Origin of the sequence: Streptomyces rapamycinicus NRRL 5491, from assembly GCF_024298965.1 — a bacterium.
GTDB classification, from domain to species: domain Bacteria; phylum Actinomycetota; class Actinomycetes; order Streptomycetales; family Streptomycetaceae; genus Streptomyces; species Streptomyces rapamycinicus.
This window is the reverse complement of record NZ_CP085193.1, coordinates 866,393-882,816: the sequence shown is the minus strand read 5'-3', so window position 1 is coordinate 882,816 and position 16,424 is coordinate 866,393. Positions and strand designations below refer to the sequence as shown.

12 protein-coding genes and 1 pseudogene are annotated in these 16,424 nt (G+C 71.1%); 7 read left to right on the top strand and 6 right to left on the bottom strand.

Going from position 1 to position 16,424, the window contains the following annotated elements; all coding sequences use genetic code 11:
- The first annotated feature begins 102 nt into the window (after positions 1 to 102).
- Complete coding sequence (locus LIV37_RS03975) at positions 103 to 1,917, top strand: FAD-binding dehydrogenase (RefSeq protein WP_020865805.1); 1,815 nt, start codon at positions 103 to 105, stop codon at positions 1,915 to 1,917.
- A 7-nt stretch (positions 1,918 to 1,924) separates the two neighbouring features.
- Here LIV37_RS03975 and LIV37_RS03970 read toward each other — a convergent pair whose 3' ends face one another.
- Entirely contained in the window at positions 1,925 to 3,043 is a 1,119-nt protein-coding gene (locus tag LIV37_RS03970) for an FAD-dependent oxidoreductase (RefSeq protein WP_020865804.1), read from the bottom strand.
- 54 nt (positions 3,044 to 3,097) lie between these two features.
- Here LIV37_RS03970 and LIV37_RS03965 point away from each other — a divergent pair, with 54 nt between their 5' ends.
- Both LIV37_RS03965 and LIV37_RS03960 read left to right on the top strand, forming a co-directional pair.
- A complete protein-coding gene (locus tag LIV37_RS03965) occupies positions 3,098 to 3,790 on the top strand; it encodes a TetR/AcrR family transcriptional regulator (RefSeq protein ID WP_121826241.1) in 693 nt (230 codons plus the stop codon).
- 134 nt (positions 3,791 to 3,924) lie between these two features.
- A complete protein-coding gene (locus tag LIV37_RS03960) occupies positions 3,925 to 4,275 on the top strand; it encodes a hypothetical protein (protein ID WP_020865802.1) in 351 nt (116 codons plus the stop codon).
- A 43-nt stretch (positions 4,276 to 4,318) separates the two neighbouring features.
- Here the strand turns inward: LIV37_RS03960 and LIV37_RS03955 are convergent, their stop codons facing one another.
- The 3 genes from LIV37_RS03955 to LIV37_RS03945 all read right to left on the bottom strand — a co-directional run bounded on the left by LIV37_RS03955 (position 4,319) and on the right by LIV37_RS03945 (position 7,303).
- Positions 4,319 to 5,329, bottom strand: coding sequence for a DMT family transporter (locus LIV37_RS03955; RefSeq protein ID WP_373920588.1), 1,011 nt, complete (start codon positions 5,327 to 5,329; stop codon positions 4,319 to 4,321).
- Entirely contained in the window at positions 5,326 to 5,931 is a 606-nt protein-coding gene (locus LIV37_RS03950) for a TetR/AcrR family transcriptional regulator (RefSeq protein ID WP_020865800.1), read from the bottom strand. The genes LIV37_RS03955 and LIV37_RS03950 overlap by 4 nt, the downstream gene beginning before the upstream one ends.
- 127 nt (positions 5,932 to 6,058) lie before the next feature.
- The gene (locus tag LIV37_RS03945) at positions 6,059 to 7,303 is read right to left on the bottom strand and encodes an MFS transporter (RefSeq protein ID WP_121825837.1); all 1,245 of its coding nucleotides are present in this window, start codon (positions 7,301 to 7,303) and stop codon (positions 6,059 to 6,061) included.
- Between the two features lie 115 nt (positions 7,304 to 7,418).
- Here LIV37_RS03945 and LIV37_RS03940 point away from each other — a divergent pair, with 115 nt between their 5' ends.
- On the top strand, positions 7,419 to 8,405 hold the full coding sequence (locus LIV37_RS03940; protein ID WP_020865798.1) for an ArsR/SmtB family transcription factor: 987 nt from the start codon (positions 7,419 to 7,421) through the stop codon (positions 8,403 to 8,405).
- Between the two features lie 4 nt (positions 8,406 to 8,409).
- Here the strand turns inward: LIV37_RS03940 and LIV37_RS03935 are convergent, their stop codons facing one another.
- Entirely contained in the window at positions 8,410 to 9,804 is a 1,395-nt protein-coding gene (locus tag LIV37_RS03935; RefSeq protein ID WP_020865797.1) for a cytochrome P450, read from the bottom strand.
- A gap of 412 nt (positions 9,805 to 10,216) precedes the next feature.
- Here LIV37_RS03935 and LIV37_RS03930 point away from each other — a divergent pair, with 412 nt between their 5' ends.
- Together LIV37_RS03930 and LIV37_RS52485 are read left to right on the top strand one after the other, a co-directional pair.
- On the top strand, positions 10,217 to 12,994 hold the full coding sequence (locus LIV37_RS03930) for a phosphoenolpyruvate synthase (RefSeq protein WP_020865796.1): 2,778 nt from the start codon (positions 10,217 to 10,219) through the stop codon (positions 12,992 to 12,994).
- Positions 12,987 to 14,162 (top strand): annotated as a pseudogene (locus LIV37_RS52485) (AMP-binding protein); the annotation flags it as partial. The gene LIV37_RS03930 and the pseudogene LIV37_RS52485, both read left to right, overlap by 8 nt.
- Positions 14,163 to 14,353: 191 nt before the next feature.
- Here LIV37_RS52485 and LIV37_RS03920 read toward each other — a convergent pair.
- Positions 14,354 to 14,608, bottom strand: a complete 255-nt coding sequence (locus tag LIV37_RS03920) for a hypothetical protein (protein WP_202979657.1) — start codon at positions 14,606 to 14,608, stop codon at positions 14,354 to 14,356.
- 149 nt (positions 14,609 to 14,757) lie between these two features.
- Here LIV37_RS03920 and LIV37_RS03915 point away from each other — a divergent pair, with 149 nt between their 5' ends.
- The gene (locus LIV37_RS03915; protein WP_020865794.1) at positions 14,758 to 16,413 is read left to right on the top strand and encodes a hypothetical protein; all 1,656 of its coding nucleotides are present in this window, start codon (positions 14,758 to 14,760) and stop codon (positions 16,411 to 16,413) included.
- Positions 16,414 to 16,424 lie beyond the last annotated feature (11 nt).

Here is a 16,424-nt window from a genome sequence, read left to right as displayed (position 1 = left end):
GGGCTACCGTCGGTAACACGTTGTCGGCCGGTAACACGATTCCGTCGCGGCGGCCCCCTCCGTATCTCCCGCACCCTCCGAACCCCTCCCGGAAGGCAGCTCATGGAGAACTCCACAGAGAATTCCGCGTCGCCCGCCGGGATCAGCGGGATCAGCCGCCGCCGCGCCCTGACGGCGGCGGGCGGTGTGCTCGCCGGTGCCGCGCTCGCCCAGGCGGCGGTTCCGGCCTTCGCCGCCTCCGGGGCGTCCTCGGACGCGGACGCCATCGTGGTCGGCCACGGGCTCGCCGGGCTGGTGGCCACGGCGGAACTGGCCGCCGCGGGGCGCAAGGTGCTCCTCCTCGACCAGGAGCCCGAGAGCAACCTCGGCGGCCAGGCGTTCTGGTCCTTCGGCGGCCTGTTCTTCGTCGACTCCGAGGAACAGCGGCTGATGGGGATCAAGGACTCCCCCGAACTGGCCTGGCAGGACTGGCTCGGCACGGCCGGCTTCGACCGCGGTGTCACCGACCCCGGCGGCCAGGACCACTGGGCCCACAAGTGGGCGGAGGCGTATGTGGACTTCGCCTCCGGGGAGAAGCGGTCCTGGCTGCACGGGCTCGGTGTGCAGTGGTTCCCGATCGTCGGCTGGGCCGAGCGCGGCGGCGGCCTCGCGGACGGCCACGGCAACTCGGTGCCGCGTTTCCATGTCACCTGGGGCACCGGTCCGGCCGTGGTCGAGCCATTTGAGAAGAAGGTACGGGCCGCCGCGAAGGACGGCCGGGTGACCTTCAAGTTCCGGCACCGGGTGGACGAGCTGATCGTCACCGGTGGCACCGTCACCGGGGTGAGCGGCTCGATCCTGGAGCCGAGCGACGCCGCCCGCGGCAAGCAGACCTCGCGCACCGTCGTGGGCGACTTCGAGCTCAACGCCCCGGTGGTGATCGTCACCTCCGGCGGTATCGGCGCCAACCACGACCTCGTACGCCGGAACTGGCCCGACCGGCTCGGCTCACCGCCGAAGTTCATGGTCACCGGCGTCCCGGCGTATGTGGACGGCCGCATGCTGGCGATCACCGAGAAGGCGGGCGGACGGATCGTCAACCCCGACCGGATGTGGCACTACACCGAGGGCCTCAGGAACTACGACCCGATCTGGCCGGGCCATGGCATCCGCATTCTGCCCGGTCCGTCGTCGATGTGGTTCGACGCGAAGGGCAGACGGTTCTCCAGCCCCGACATCCCGGGCTACGACACCCTGCACACCCTCGCATCGATCACCGCCACCGGCTATGACTACTCGTGGTTCGTCACCACCCAGAAGATCATGGCCAAGGAGTTCGCGCTCTCGGGCTCGGAGCAGAACCCGGACCTGACCAACAAGGACATCCTGCAACTCCTCTCCCGCATCTGGCAGACCCCCGAGCCGATCCAGCGGTTCCGGGACAAGGGCGAGGACTTCGTCGTCGCCACTTCCCTGCCCCAACTGGTCGCGGGCATGAACAAGCTGACCGGCGACAACCTGATCGACCTGGCGGACCTCCAACGGCAGATCGAGGCCCGCGACCGCGAGATCGCGAACCCGTACACCAAGGACGTCCAGGTCATGGGCATCCGCAACGCGCTCGCCTACCCCGGGGACACCCTCAGCCGCACCGCCTCCGCGCACCGGATCCTGGACTCGGGCGCCGGACCGCTGATCGCCGTGCGCCTCAACATCCTCACCCGCAAGACCCTCGGCGGCCTCCAGACCGACCTCTCCGGCCGCGTCCTGGACGCCTCCGGCCACCCGGTCAGCGGCCTGTACGCGGCCGGTGAGGTGGCGGGCTTCGGCGGGGGAGGAGTGCACGGCTACCGCTCCCTGGAGGGCACCTTCCTCGGCGGCTGCCTCTTCTCGGGCCGCACCGCGGGCCGCGCGGCGGCGTCCGCGACCGCGACCTGACCCGGCGTCAGGATGGCTGGACCTCGTCGAAGAGGGCGATGGCTGCGGCGGGGTCCGGGCTCACAAGGCGTTCCAGACCGGCCGTCGTGATCTTCGCCCACCGGCCGGCCCGTGCCCACATCCGTTCCTCGAAGGCGCGGACGGCCTCGTCCAGATCTCCAGGGCCGGTGGCGATGGACTCGGCGAGTTCGGCGCCTTCCAGCATCGCGAGGTTCGCGCCCGCCCCCAACGGGGGCATCAGATGGGCGGCGTCACCCAGCAGCGTCACCCCGGGGACGTGGGGCCAGGTGTGGGACACGGGCAGGACGTGGAGGGGGCGGTGGACGAAAGCGGTGCCGTGGCGGAGGAGGTCGAGGACGGGAGCGGCCCAGCCGTCGAACAGCGCCAGCAGGCTCGATCGCACGGCTTCGACGTCGGCCAGGTCCAGGTCCGTGTGCCAGTCCAGCTCCGCGCGGAACTGGGCGTACACCTTGATGTGGCCGCCGCTGTTGCGCTGGGCGACGAGAGCTCGGTTGGCGCCGTACACCGCCACGGAACCGTCGCCGACCATCCGGGCGAGATCGGGGTGGCGGGTGTCGGCGTCGTCCAGGGAGGTCTCGACGGAGGTGACGCCGGTGTAGTGCGGCGTCGCCGACGAGACCGCCGGGCGGATCCGGGACCAGGCGCCGTCCGCGCCGACTACGAGGTCGAACGTCTCCTGTCGCCCGTCCGCGAAATGGACCAGTACGCCATCCGGGGTCCCCGGCACCACCTGTGTCACGCCCCGCCCCCACTGGACGTCGAGAGGGCCGAGCAGCAGGTCACGGAGTTGCCCGCGGTCGATCTCGGGATTGGCCCGGTCGTCCGGACGGGGTTGCCAGTCCCGGAGCACGGTCCCGTCCGGGTCCAGGATGCGCATGGCCTGCCCCTCGGGACGGGACAGCGCCTGGAACTCCGCCAGCAGCCCCGCCTTGTCCAGTGCCAGCTGGCCCAGCCCTTCGTGCAGGTCCAGCGTGCCGCCCGGGGGACGGGCGTCGGGGGCTGGGTCGCGTTCGAGCACGGCGACGGGGTGGTCATGGCGGTGCAGGACGCGGGCGAGGGTAAGGCCGGCGGGGCCGCCCCCGACCACAGCGATGCGGTGTCTCATGTCGATACACTGTATTGGCTCATTACGATGCATCGCAACAAGTACGGTGTGACCATGACTGTGTGGGACCGGCCGGAGCCGCCGACTCGCCCCGTACCGCTCGACCGGGAGCGGATCGTCGCCGCCGCCATCGCGCTGGCCGACGAGGGCGGGCTGGCGGCGGTGTCGTTGCGCAAGGTGGCCGCCCGGCTGGACGCCGGCCCGATGCGGCTGTACGGATACATCTCCACCAAGGAGGAGCTGTTCGACCTCATGGTGGACGAGGTCCAAGGCGAGATCCTCCCCGAGGAGCGGCCCGGTGACTGGCGGGAGGCGCTGCGCGTCCTCGCCCACCGCACCAGGCGGGCCGCCCTCCGTCACGAATGGCTGGCCGACCTGCTCGGCGGCCGACCGACCCTGGGCCCGAACGGCCTCGCCGTGACCGAGTCCACGTTGGCCGCCCTCGACGGCCTCGCCGACCTCGACACCGTCATGCGGGCCGTGGAGACCGTAAGCGCCTACTTCACCGGCGCGATCAGGCGCGAGATCGCGAACCTGCGGGCCGAGCGCGCCACGGGCCTGTCCAAGCGCGACTGGCAGCGCGCCTCCGGCCCGCATGTGACGAGGATGTTGGCCACGGGCCGCTTCCCGGCGCTGGCCAAGGCCGTGCACGACGGCACGGAGGTGGACGCCGAGGAGTCCTTCGCGACCGGCCTGGACTGGGTCCTCGACGCCGTGGCCGCCAAACTCGCCCGGCCGCCGGGGTGACCATCCCCGGCCATCCCGTCAGCCCCGTCGGCCCGCGCTCGGGCCATTGACGGCGTGGGAGACTCGTCCCGCACTCCCGCGGCCGTCCGCCGAGCATTCCCGGTCGGCCACGGTGCCGTGGCGAGGAGGACGCATTGGGCGGGGACGATCCGCACATCCATGTCGAGTCGAAGGTCGTCCGTGGCGTGGCCGCCGTCCGCGAAATGATGGCATCCACGTTCGGCCTGGCCGGTGACCTGCCGAGCCTCGTCGATACCGGATGCGGACTGCGGGCGCCGTACGCGATGACGTCGCCGCGCCCGGAGAACGTCACCTGCCTCGCCTGCCGTGAGCATGCGCGGCAGGAGCATCTGCGCTTCGCGGACGAGATCGAACGTCTGGGAGGGATGGCCGGATCGACCATCGGCACGGCCCGGGCGAAGCTGGCCGCCGACAGGCATCGCGGTCTCGCGGAGAGGTTTTCCGGCCCGCGGCGGGCTGAATGACAGCACCGCACGACGGACGCCCTGCCGTCGGACCGGACTTCCGCTACGGCGCCGGATCCGACTGGGCAAGGGTGTGCTCCGCCGCTGTGCGCCGCGGCGGCACGCCGTCCCGCCGCTGTCGGCGCCGCCCGGAGACGCCCGCCGGAGCGGTGAGGACGGCCAGACAGGCGAGGACGAGTGCGATACCGCCCCAGCCGAGGACCGGGAGGCGTTCGCCGATGATGAGCACGGCGAGGACGGCCGCGACGGCCGGTTCCAGCAGGGAGAGCGTGGTGGCCGTGCTGGCGGGCACATGCGCCAGCCCCCAGCCGAACAGGACGTAACCCGCGAACATGGGCACCAGCGCCATGTACGCCCCGACGGCCATGTTGGACCCGGAGTCGAGGAGCGGGGCGCCGGTGACCAGGAGGACCGGCACCAGCAGCAGTCCGCCCACGCCGAAGACCGAGCCCATCGCCGCGCGCGAGGCGACCCCCTGGGTGATCAGGCGGTGAGCCGCCCAGGAGTAGAGGGCGTAGGTCGTGGCCGCGATGAGGCCCAGCCCCACACCGGACACCGTGGCGGCCGTGGATGTCCGCTCCGTGCCGCCGGGGGCCCCGGCGGCTTGGCCCGCGCACAGCATGAGGGTGCCCAGCAGGCCCAGGGCGGCGCCGAGTTTCCAGCGGCGCGTCAGCCGCCGCCCGTCCATGACGCGTTCGATCACGGCCGAGGCCGGCGGGGCCATGCCGATGGACACCACTGTGCCCACGGCCACTCCGGCCAGGTGCATCGCGCTGTAGAACGCCAAGGGGTAGGCCGCCACCGCGACCGCGCCGAGCAGCACGGTGCCGCGCCGCGCACGCAGCCGCGCGGCCTGCCGGGCGATGCGGGGAGCGGCGACCAGGGCCTGGAGCAGTCCGCCGAGGCCCATGGCGACGGCGCCGATGGCGAGCGGGCCGACGTCCGGGGCGAAGGTGGCGGCCGTGCCGGTGGTACCCCACAGCACGGACGCGGCGAGCACGCACAACGATCCGGCGCCCGCTGAAGAGCGGGCGCCGTGTCCGGGGGCCGTCACGGCCGGTCCAGCAGGGCCGCCGCCATCGCGCGGGCGTGCCGCAGACGGCTGTCGTCCCCTTCCAGACCGGCGCGTGCCATCGCGCCCTCCAGCAGGAACGCCAGGTGCTCCGCCATCGTCCGGGCGTCGTCGGGGCGCTCGGGCAGCAGCTCTTCGAGGTGACCGGCGATCAGCCGCTCGACCTCCTCCTTGTGGCGGCGTACGACGGTCCGCCCCTCGTCCCCGGCGGGCAGTTCGGCGGCCGCGTTGAGCAGGCCGCACCCGCGAAAGCCGCGCTCGTAGGCGAACGCCGCGTGATCGGCGTAGGCGTCGAAGACCGCGAGGACGCCGTCGTGGGGGCTTTCGGCCCGCTCCAGCCGTGCCCGGTACATCGCCAGCCACTCCTCGTGGCGGGTGTCGAGATAGGCCCTGACGAGATCGGCCTTGGAGGAGAAGTTGTTGTACAGGCTCATCTTCGCCACGCCCGCCTCGGCGGTGATCGTGTCGATTCCGGTCGCCGTCACGCCGTCGGCGTAGAAGCGGCGCGCGGCGGCCGACAGCAGACGCTCCCGCGCAGGCCGCCGCCTCCCGGGCTCCGTCGTCCTCACACGGGTCTCACGCATCGCATACACCCTGGCAAATTAGGTAGGTAGGTCTACCTACTATAGAGGGTTCCGAGGGCAGCCCGGAAGTGAGTGGCTATGCCGTGCGGCGTTCGAACGGCGGCGGATGGGTATCCGGGGGAGCTCCTCACCGCGCTGCGAGGGGAGGGTCCGGGGGCGTAGGGGCCGTGTCACGGCATGGGGCCTGAGCCGGAACCGACAGGCTCCGCCGAGGCCGGCGGATGGCCGGCGGGTGGCGGACCAGGGCGAGGACGGTGAGAAGCGCGACGAGTGCGCACACGCCCCACCAGCCGGCCCGGCCCCAGGCGCGCACCCCGAGCCAGGAACCCGCGCTGCCGCCCAGATAGGCGCAGGTCATATAGGCGGTGTTGAGCCTGGAGCGGGCGTCCGGGCGCAGGGCGTAGACGCGCGCCTGGTTGGCCACCATGCCGCACTGCATCGCCACGTCCAGCAGCAGGGTGCCGACCGTCAGGGCGGCCAGGCCCGGCGTCCCGCCCAGGGCGCCCGCGGTGAGGATCGCGGCGGAGAGGAGTACCCCGAGCAGGCAGACGAGGTTCACCGGATCGGGCCCTCGGCGGTCCACCAGGCGCCCGGCGAGCGGAGTGCACAGCATGGTCGCCCCGCCGACCAGGGCGAGCATGCCGACGGCCTGGGCGCCGAGCCCGTAGGCGGGACTGGTCAGGAGCAGCGCCAGGCAGGTCCAGACGGCCGAGAATCCGGCGAAGACGGTCGCCTGGTACCAGCAGGAGCGGCGCAGTTCCGGCTCGGTGCGCAGCAGACGCAGCGGTTCGGCCAGGAGAGCGGGGTAGGACTGCCGGGAGGCAGGGGCCGTGGCGGGGACGGCGAACGCCAGGACGGTGGCGAGCAGCAGGGCCAGCACCGCGGCCACGAGATACGGGGCCCGCCAGCCCAGCCACTCGCCGAGGGTGCCGCTGAAGGTGCGGGCCAGCAGCATGCCGCCGGTCGATCCGCTCAGCAGGGTGCCGATCACCGCTCCCCGGCGGTCGGCGGCCACGAGACCGGCCGCAAGCGGGCCGACGATCTGCGCCGCCACGGTGGTCAGGCCGACGAGGGCGCTGGCGGCGACGAGGGGCCGCAGCGCCGGTGCGCAACCCGCGGCGAGCAGCGCCAGGCCGGTGAGGCCGAGCAGGGCGGCGAGGAACGTACGGTGTGGAATCCGGTCGCCGAGCGGCACCAGCAGGACGATTCCGGCCGTGTAGCCGACCTGGGTGGCGGTGACCACCACGGCGGCCGAGTCGGGGGACACCCGCAGCCCGTCGGCCACCAGTGGGCCGATGGCCTGCGGGAAGTAGATGTTGCCCACCGCCACCGCGCAGGTGATGGCGAGGAGCAGGACCATGCGGCGGCTCATCCGGCCGTGGTCCGCACACACAGGAGGTCTCTCACGGAATGTGTCGTGGGATGTGTCATGGGCCGAAGTCCACGGCACCGGAGCTCCGCTGCCAATCGATGTAGCGTATGGCTTAATGATCAGCTTTGTGCTCGATGTCGAGGACCTGGCGGACACACGGTTCGCCGTATCGCCCTTGAACGAGACGGTGTTCAGCCTGCGGGTGCTGCACGATCCGGGGCTGTCGGCGGTGCATCTGCCGTGGCGCAGATCCGTGCTGGGCGGACTCGGCGACCTGGACACCGACCTGCTGATGTCCTTGGTGGCGCGGCGGCGCACCCTTCCGGACTTCCTGACTCCACGGCCCGCGAGCTTCGCCCCTGCCTTCGAGGACGAACTGGCCGTCGTCCGTCGGACCCCTCCCGGCCTGGTACGCCGCGATCTGCTGGCCACACACGCGCCGGACCCGCTGCCCCCGGCGCTGCGCGATGCCACCGCCGCCGACGATGCGTCCGTCGCCGGACTCCGCGACACCATCTGCGCTCTCCTGCGCCAGTACTGGGAGATCGCCGTCAAGCCGATGTGGCCGCGGATGCGCCTCGTGGTGGAGGCGGACATGACCTACCGCGCGCGCCAACTGGCCATGGGAGGCGCCCGCTTGCTCTTCGCCGATATGCATCCCAATCTGCGCTGGCACCACGGGGTGCTGCACATCGCCAAAATGATCAGTCGGCACCGGGTCGTGGCATCCGGGCGGGGACTGCTCCTCCTGCCCTCCGTCTTCGCGCACAAGCCCGCGCCCCCGCTGAGCCCGGAAGAACCACCGTTGCTGGTCTACCCGAGCCGTGGCGTGGCGACGCTGTGGGCCTCGGCGCCCGCCCACGACGCGTCCGCGCTCGGGTCGCTCATCGGCGCGCCCCGGGCGAGGCTCCTCGGCCTCCTCGAGGAGCCCCTGCCCACGGTTGAGCTCGCCCGCCGCCTCAGGGTGACTCCGAGCGCCGTGTCCCAGCACCTGCGCGTCCTGCACGCCACGGGTCTGGTCACCCGGGCGCGCCACGGGCGGCAGGTGCTGTACCGGCGAAGTCCCCTCGGCGACCGACTCGCCGCCGCCCCGCGCGAGTGAGGGCCTATTCGGACGGTGCAGGGTGCACGGGGCACCTCGGCTCCTCGCTCAACGACGCGCGGTTCAGGGGCTGTTCGCGGGCCACCGCGACGGCGCGCTTGCCCGGGACCAGGGTGACGTGCCACATGCGCTGGGCCTCCGGTGCGGGGTCGGCGGCGGTCAGCTCCACCCTCCGCAGCACCTCCCGAATGATCACCTTCAGCTCCATCATGGCGAGTTGCGCGCCGACGCAGTAGCGTCGGCCGCCACCGAACGGCAGGAAGGACTTCTGTGCCGCCTGGGCGCCCTCGCCGAGGAACCGCTCAGGCCGGAACTCCTCGGGGTCCGGATACGCCTCGCTGTCCTGGTGGATGAGCGAGAACATGGGGATGGCCACCCACCCGGCCGGGATCTCGTAGCCGCCGAGCCGCAGCGGCTTGTCCAGCAGACGCCCCGAACCGGTGATCACCGGGCGCAGCCGCAGCACCTCCTTGACGACCGCTTCGAGGTAGCTGTCGTCCTCGCCCCGCTCCAACTCCTCCAGCAGCCGCCGCAGTACGTCCGGGGCGCGCATCAGCCGTTCGAAGGCCCAGGAGAGGCCGGTCGCCGTGGTCTCGAGTCCGGCCTCCAGCAGGGTGAGCAGCTCATCGCGGATCTCCTGGTCGCTCATCGAGCGGCCCTGGTCGTCCCGCGCCTGGAGCAACCGCCCCAGCACATCGGTGGCGCCGCTGTCCTCCTCGTCCCTGCGCCGGGCGAGCTCGGCGAAGAGGATCTCGTCCACCGCCGCGCTGGCCTTCATGGTGCGGGTCGTCGGCAGGACCGGTACGCGCATCGCCAGCGGTGACTTCTCCGCCCATGCCCGCAGTCGCGCGGGCATCAGGAACAGGAGCGGGGAGCCACTGGCCTTGGACAGGGTGAGGAGCAATGCCCGCAGCCGGGCCAGCTGGGTGACGTCGCGGATCCCGAAGACCAGCCGCAGGGTGACCTCCAGCGTGATGGCCTGCATATGCTCCTGGAGCGCGAACGGCCTGCCGAGCGGCCATGTCCGGATGTCCTCCGCGGCGATCTCGGCGATGAGGTCCGGGTAGTTCGCGATGGACCGGCCGTGCAGGGCCGGGCTGAGCAGCTTGCGGTGCCGCCACCACGGCTCGCCGTCGTTCGTGAACAGCGAATAGTCGCCGAGCCAGGGCACGTATCCCGCGCGCAGCGCCCCGGCGCGGTTGCCGTCGCCGTCCGTGCTGTAGATCTCCGCGGCGAGTTCCGCGGTGGACACCACCACCTGGGGCGGGAAGCCGATCAGCTGCATGCGGAACACCGGACCGTAGCGCCGCCGGAGTGACGCGAAGTAGTGGACCGGGTCGCGCATGCGCATGGTCTGCAGAAGGGCGGGCTGCCGGGAGCCGGGAGGAAGGAGGGACATCGGTTTTCTCCAGTTGTCCAGCGTCCGCTCAGTTCTCCGGCGTGCACGAGGCAGCGGCCACTAGTGGCCACTGTGCGGCCCACCAGGGATTCGCCACCGGCCGGGGAGAACAAGGGGCGTGGGGGGGGCAGGAAACGGGGCGGGAGCAATGGCAAGGATCCTAGCGTTGCCAGCTCACTGCTACCCCCCCAGCGAACGCCGGGCACCAGGGGCGGTTGGTCGGCAATCGCTAGGGAAATGCGTAGCAACCAGCCAAAGTGTCATGGCGTCTTGAATCAAGACGTCATGAAGTGGCCTTGTATAAAGAGGGGGGAACGATCGCAATCGCCAGACCCGTGGGGTACGGTGAAACTTCCTCGTGATCAAGCGGGGTGTGTTTCGCGACATGCGTGCCCGGAGGTCAAGGAAACCGATGCGAGCCATAGTCGACGACAGCTTCCCAGGTGAGGCTGCGGAGCTGGCGGGCGGGAAGGGGAAGAATCTCCATGAGCTCTCCAGGAACGGGCTCGCCGTCCCCCGGTGGGCAGTCGTCGGGCTCGATGTGTTCCAGGAATTCATCGCCGCACTTGACGAGGCGGGACGCATCGAGGATCTGCTGGGAGAGGTCACCCAGGACAATGTGAACCGAATCTCCCGGCAGTTGGCCGAAATCATCGAGTCGGGGGAGTTGAGCGACGAGGCCGCGTCGGTCGTTGAAGAAGCATATGCGCATGTGGGGCGCCCCCGGGTCGCGGTGCGCTCTTCCGGTGTCGAGGAGGACGGCTCGGACCTCTCCTTCGCCGGGCAGTTCGCCACCTTCCTCAATGTGTCCGGGCTCCCCGAAGTGATAGCGCACGTCAAGAAGTGCTGGGCCTCGGCGTTCTCCGAGCGGTCGCTGCACTACCGGCTGCGCCACGGGCTGCCGCCGCGCGACGCGGGCATCGCCGTCGTGGTGCAGGACATGGTGGACGCCGAGCGCAGCGGCGTCATGTTCACCGCCAACCCGGTGACCGGCAACCGGCGGCAGTATGTGATCAGTTCCGTGTACGGACTGGGCGAGGGCCTGGTCTCGGGCGCGGTGGACGCCGACACCGTCGTCCTCGACGGCGCCACGGGCACGGTGGACGACACCGTGCTCGGCGACAAGCAGGAGCGCTATCACCTGGATCCGGCGGGTTCCGGATATCTGGTCGCCGAAGTGGCGCAGGGCGACCGGGAGAAGTTGTCGCTGGAACCGAAGGACATAGCACGGCTGCACGAGGCCGGGGCACACATCGCGACGGTCTTCGACGCTCCGCAGGACATCGAGTGGGCGCTCGCGGACGACGCCCTGTGGATTTTGCAAGCCCGCCCGATCACCGCGCTGCCGGATGCGATCCAGCCATCGGGGGATGAGTTAGGGCCGAGCGAAGGCGAACTCCGGATCTGGGACAACGCCAACATCATCGAGAGCTTCTCCGGAATCGTTTCACCGCTGACCTACAGCTTCGCGGCCAATGTCTACGGCAGGGTCTACGAATACTACGCCCGAGGTCTCCGGGTCCCGCCCGCCGCACTGCGCGAGATCGAGGAATGGGCTCCCCATATGCTCGGCTATTTCCATGGCCGGGTGTACTACAACCTGCTCCACTGGTACCGGATGGTACGGATCGCGCCACTGTACAAACTCAACAGGAAAGTGCTGGAGGTCGCGATCGGCGTCGAGGAGCCACTCGACGACGAAATGGCCGAGACCATCTACCCGTACACCTTCTCTTCTTCCTTGCGCGGCCGGCTGTCCCGCGCCAGGACGGTGGCCGCTTTCATACGCCGCTTCCTCACCATGAACCGTTCTGTCGAACGATTCATGGCCTACTTCTACAAGGCGTACGAGGAGTTCGACAACGTCGACTACGACGCGATGGAGGGCCAGGACGTCTACCGGCGATTCCGCGCCCTGGAGAAGGACCTGCTGGAGAAGTGGGGTCCGATGCAGACCCTGGACGCGACGATTCTCTGGTCCATCGGCGCACTCGCCCTGCTGAACAGGGGCTGGCTGCCCGACGCCCCCGAGTGGCTCACCTGGAGCGCCGCCAGCCCCGGCTCCCGGGTGGAGTCCATCGAACCCGCCCGTGCGCTGTCGGCCCTCGCCGCCACCGTCCGTGACGACGCCGAACTGAACCGCCTCATCCAGGAGACCCCGGCCGCGGACACCTATCAGGCGCTGCGCGACGGCGGCCACACCGCGTTCCTCGCCTCGGTGGACGAGTACGTCGCCGCGTACGGCTACCGCAGCCTCGACGAACTCAAGCTCGAAGTGCCCGATCTGCGGGAGGACCCGGCCACCCTGTTCGCCATGGTGCGTGCCGCGCTGCCCGAGGTGGACACCAATTCCGGCGAGAAGGCCGACGCCTATCTGGACGAGCATCTGCGCGGGCCGCGCCGGATGCTCTACAACGTCGTCCGCCGCAAGGCACGGACCTCCCTCTACAACCGGGAGCGGCTGAGATTCTGCCGCACCCGCGCCTTCGGCTCGGCGAAGCGGATGCTGCGCGCCATGGGCCGCGATCTCGCCAGGATGCGGGCGATCGACCACTGGAACGATGTCTTCTTCCTGCGCCTCGAGGAGCTGCGCGGCGCCTACGAGGGCACGACGGCGCACACCGATCTGCGCGGCCTCGTGGAGCTGCGCAAGCGTCAGCAGGCCGAGGACGAGCAGCTGTCCGCGCCGTCCCGGTTCACCACCCGTGGGGCCGCCTACTGGCGGGGCAATCTGGAGCGGGCCGGCTTTGTGAAGGGCGGCGTGGCGCGCACCGGCGTCCGGGAGTTGCGCGGCACCCCGTCCTGCCCCGGTGTGGTCGAGGCGCGCGCCGTCGTCACGGACACTCCGGTGGATGTGAACGGCGGAGTCCTGGTGACCTACCGCACGGATCCGGGCTGGGTCGCCGCGCTGCCGTCCGCCTCGGCGCTCATCATCGAGCGGGGCAGCCCGCTGACGCATGTGGCGATCGTCGCCCGTGAGCTCGGCATTCCGACGGTCGTCCAGGTCAAGGGCGCGGTCAGGGAGATGGAGACCGGTATGCGGCTGAGGGTGGACGGAGGTACGGGGGCGATCACGTTCCTGGACGACGGCACCCCGGCCGTAACCGGCACCCCGGCCGTAACCGGCACCGAGGCCGGAATGGACAGCGGGGCCGGGGCCGAGAAGGCGAAGGACGCGACGAGTGAGTGACGCACTGCTCTCCTGGCTGACGGACCCCCCTCGGACGGCCGGAGACCTCCACGGCCGCGGCATCCACCTCGCCGACGACCGCGGCGGCTGGGAGTTCCACGGATACCCCGAACTCGCCGCCTCCGCACGTCGGGTGGCCGGATCACTGGCGGCCCGAGGGGTACGCCCCGGCGATGTGGTGTGTGTCCTCCTTCCCACCGGTTTCCCGTGTCTGTCCTCGCTCTTCGGCGTCTGGGCCGCGGGCGCCACGGTCTGCCTCATCCCCCCGCCGTCGTTCGCCGCCGAGGCCGAGTACGTGGAGCACGCGGCCGGGATCCTGCGGCAGACCGAGGCCGCCGTTACCATCACCGCCGAGGGCCTCGCCCCCCTGGCCGACCGGGTTCTGGCCGCCGCGGGCTCCGGCCGGGAGCCGTGGATCTGGCGCGATGACGGCGATGAGATCCAGCCCCGCGAACCCGGCGGACTCGCCCTCCTCCAGTTCACCTCGGGCTCCAGCAGCCGGCCCCGCGGGGTCCGGGTCACCTGGGCCAACCTCGAGGCCAACCTCGCGCTGATCCGGTCCACACTGGGCTGGCGCGCGGGCGACGCCGGGGCCTCCTGGCTGCCGCTCCACCACGACATGGGGCTCATCGGCTGTCTGCTCACCCCCGTGAGCGTGAGGGACGATCTGTGGCTCATGCGCCCCGAACAGTTCATCCGCGATCCGGCCCGCTGGCTGCGGTGCTTCGCCGTCGCCGCGCACACCGCCGCCCCGCCCTTCGCGTTCGAGTACGCGGCCCGGCGGCTCGGTGACCGGCTCGCGGACCTGGACCTGTCCGCGTGGCGCAACGTCATCGTCGGCGCCGAACCCATCAACCCCCGTGCGCTGGAGCACTTCGCCAGGCTCGCCGCACCCGCCGGATTCTCCCCCTCCGTCTACCTGCCGTCGTACGGGCTCGCCGAGGCGACGCTCGCGGTGACCGTCCGTATCTCCGGCGCCCCCGCGCCGACCGTGCGCGTGGACACCGGCACGCTGCGCTTCGGAGGCCCCGTCACCATCGACGAGGAGGGCGAGTTCGCGAACTCCGCGAAGACGCGCTCCGATGTCGAGGACGGCTGGCTGATCGGCTGCGGCGGCCCCGGTGACGGAGTGGGTGCCACGGTGGTCGACGACGGGGGACGGGCCCTGCCCGACGGCCATCTCGGCGAGATCGAGGTGACGGGCCCCTCGGTGACGAGCGGCTACCACGCCGGGCGCAGCGGCTCCACGCGGTTCGTCGACGGCCGTATCAGGACCGGGGACGCCGGGTTCTTCCACCGCGGCGAGCTGTTCGTGCTCGGCCGCATGGGTGACAGCCTCAAGGCGCGCGGACGCAGCGTCTACATGGAGGACCTGGAGGCGAAGGTGGTCTCCGCGACCGGGATCGCCCGGGAGAAGTGCGCGGTCGTCGGCGTCGAGGGCACCGACGGTGCCTCGGTGACGCTGTTCGTGGAGAAGGCCGAGGGCGCGTGGGTGGACGATGCCACGATCGTCCTGCGCGGCGCACTCGGCGACGACGTCGCCATCACCGTCGTCACCGGCCGCAGCGGGCTGATCAGAAAGACGTCCAGCGGCAAGCCGAGACGTCGCCACATGTGGGAAGAGCTGCGAGCGGGCCGCCTCAAGGACGCGCGCGTCCTGGAGACGGCCCATGCAGTCGCCACATGTGGGAAGAGCTGCGAGCGGGCCGCCTCAAGGACGCGCGCGTCCTGGAGACGGCCCATGCCACGACCGGGAGGCCCGTGTGATCCTCAGCGAGGACTATCTGCAGAACCTGCTCGACAAGACCATTCCGCAGATCCACTCCGCCGCCAACTGCGCCGTGGTCCTGGAGGGTTCGATCGCCGAGGGCTTCGGCAATTCCTCGTCGGACATCGACTTCCTGCTCATCGCCGACAGCGACGCCGACCTGCCCACGATGCCCTCGCTCCTGTTCCTGGACGGGCGGCGGGTCGAGGTCAGGACCCGCTCCGTGCGGCAGCTCGCCGAGCAGTTCTCCGCGATCACGACCGACACGCGCGACCACGTGGGCGCCGTCCCGGAGGATCTGCTGAACCGCTGTCAGCGTCTGCTGCGCAGCTTCCCACTGCGCAATCCGGACCTGGTGGCGACGGTCAAGGGGCTGATGTCCTTCGACGACTTCCAGGACACGATGCGGGAGTGGTGGGCACACCACGCACGCCAGTCGATCCGCTACGCGCTCGCCCTGCGGGAGCTCGGCCAGGAGGAAGAGGCCGCGGCATGGACCGAAGCCGGACTGCTCCAGGCGGTGAAGTCCTGGGCGGCGGGGCGGGGAGAGACCTACCTGGAGCCGAAGTGGCTGCCCATGCAGCTGGACCGCCTCGGCGACCAGCCGCTGTGCGACCGGTACCGGACGCTCGCCTCGCCGGACGCGTCGGGCCTCGACCCCGCCGAGTACATCACCGCGGGCGTCCGGCTCACGGCCGATCTGGGCGTGGCGGGCGCCGAACCCGACTCCGAGCGGATCACCGTGGCCAGGGCGACCGGGGTGACCACCTGGCAGACCGGCGACCGAGTGCATGTCGTACGCGACAAGCAGGACGTGTTCGTCCTCGGCGACCGCGCGGCGCGGGCCTGGCGTTCGGTCGTCTTCGGCCGGCCCCTGGGGAGCGTAGTGGCCGTGGCTGACGCGTCGGGAGCACCACAGGCGGGCCCGCAGATCGCCCAGTTCCTCCGCTTCGGCCTGGTGAAGGTGGCGTGGAAGGGCGACGGCCCGATCGTCCCCGCCATGCCGCTGGCCGCTCCGTCCGGCCCCGTCACACCGCCACCGAGCATCGCGCGGCCCATCGTCACCGTGGGCGGGGCGGCGGCCGGCGGTGAGGAGGGCATCGATCTCGTGCCCATGCCCGCCCGCCGGTTCAGCGCCGCCGCGATGACCCTCGTGTGGTCCAACGTACTGGTGGAGAACGCCCGCGAGGATCTCACCGGCGCCCTGGACCGCGAGCAGTGGAGCGTCGCCGAACTCAGCGCCCGGAGGATAGTGCGGGCCGCGCTGCGCGGCGTGCTCAGCGCCCACGGCGTCAACCCGCTGCCCCCGGACTCCGAGGTCGTCCGCAGGCTGTCCCTCCTCCCGGCGGGGGCGGACACCGACGAGATCCGGGCGAAGGCCCGGCACCTCGCGACGCTCACGATCGCGTCCACGGCCCAGGGCGGCGCGGCGCTCACCGCGCTGGACGACTTCGTCGCCCTGGTCCGGCACACGATCGGCGCGCACAGCTTCCCGTCCTCCTTCGACTCCTCGGACGGATGGCGGCAGACCCTGGAGATCGGCTACGACTGGCTGCGCCTCGGCGCCCACCTCGACGCGGACCTGCCCATCGACGAGGCGAGCGATCTGCTGTCCAGCGGTGGCGCGCAGCCGCATCTGGCCACCACCTGACGCTGAGGGAG

What these genes read in the sequence shown, in the direction of transcription:
- LIV37_RS03975 (WP_020865805.1), top strand. Translation starts at nt 103, where the DNA reads ATGGAGAACTCCACAGAGAATTCCGCGTCGCCCGCCGGGATCAGCGGG.
- LIV37_RS03970 (WP_020865804.1), bottom strand. Translation starts at nt 3,043, where the DNA reads ATGAGACACCGCATCGCTGTGGTCGGGGGCGGCCCCGCCGGCCTTACC.
- LIV37_RS03965 (WP_121826241.1), top strand. Translation starts at nt 3,098, where the DNA reads ATGACTGTGTGGGACCGGCCGGAGCCGCCGACTCGCCCCGTACCGCTC.
- LIV37_RS03950 (WP_020865800.1), bottom strand. Translation starts at nt 5,931, where the DNA reads ATGCGTGAGACCCGTGTGAGGACGACGGAGCCCGGGAGGCGGCGGCCT.
- LIV37_RS03945 (WP_121825837.1), bottom strand. Translation starts at nt 7,303, where the DNA reads ATGAGCCGCCGCATGGTCCTGCTCCTCGCCATCACCTGCGCGGTGGCG.
- LIV37_RS03940 (WP_020865798.1), top strand. Translation starts at nt 7,419, where the DNA reads ATGATCAGCTTTGTGCTCGATGTCGAGGACCTGGCGGACACACGGTTC.
- LIV37_RS03935 (WP_020865797.1), bottom strand. Translation starts at nt 9,804, where the DNA reads ATGTCCCTCCTTCCTCCCGGCTCCCGGCAGCCCGCCCTTCTGCAGACC.
- LIV37_RS03930 (WP_020865796.1), top strand. Translation starts at nt 10,217, where the DNA reads ATGCGAGCCATAGTCGACGACAGCTTCCCAGGTGAGGCTGCGGAGCTG.
- LIV37_RS03920 (WP_202979657.1), bottom strand. Translation starts at nt 14,608, where the DNA reads ATGTGGCGACGTCTCGGCTTGCCGCTGGACGTCTTTCTGATCAGCCCG.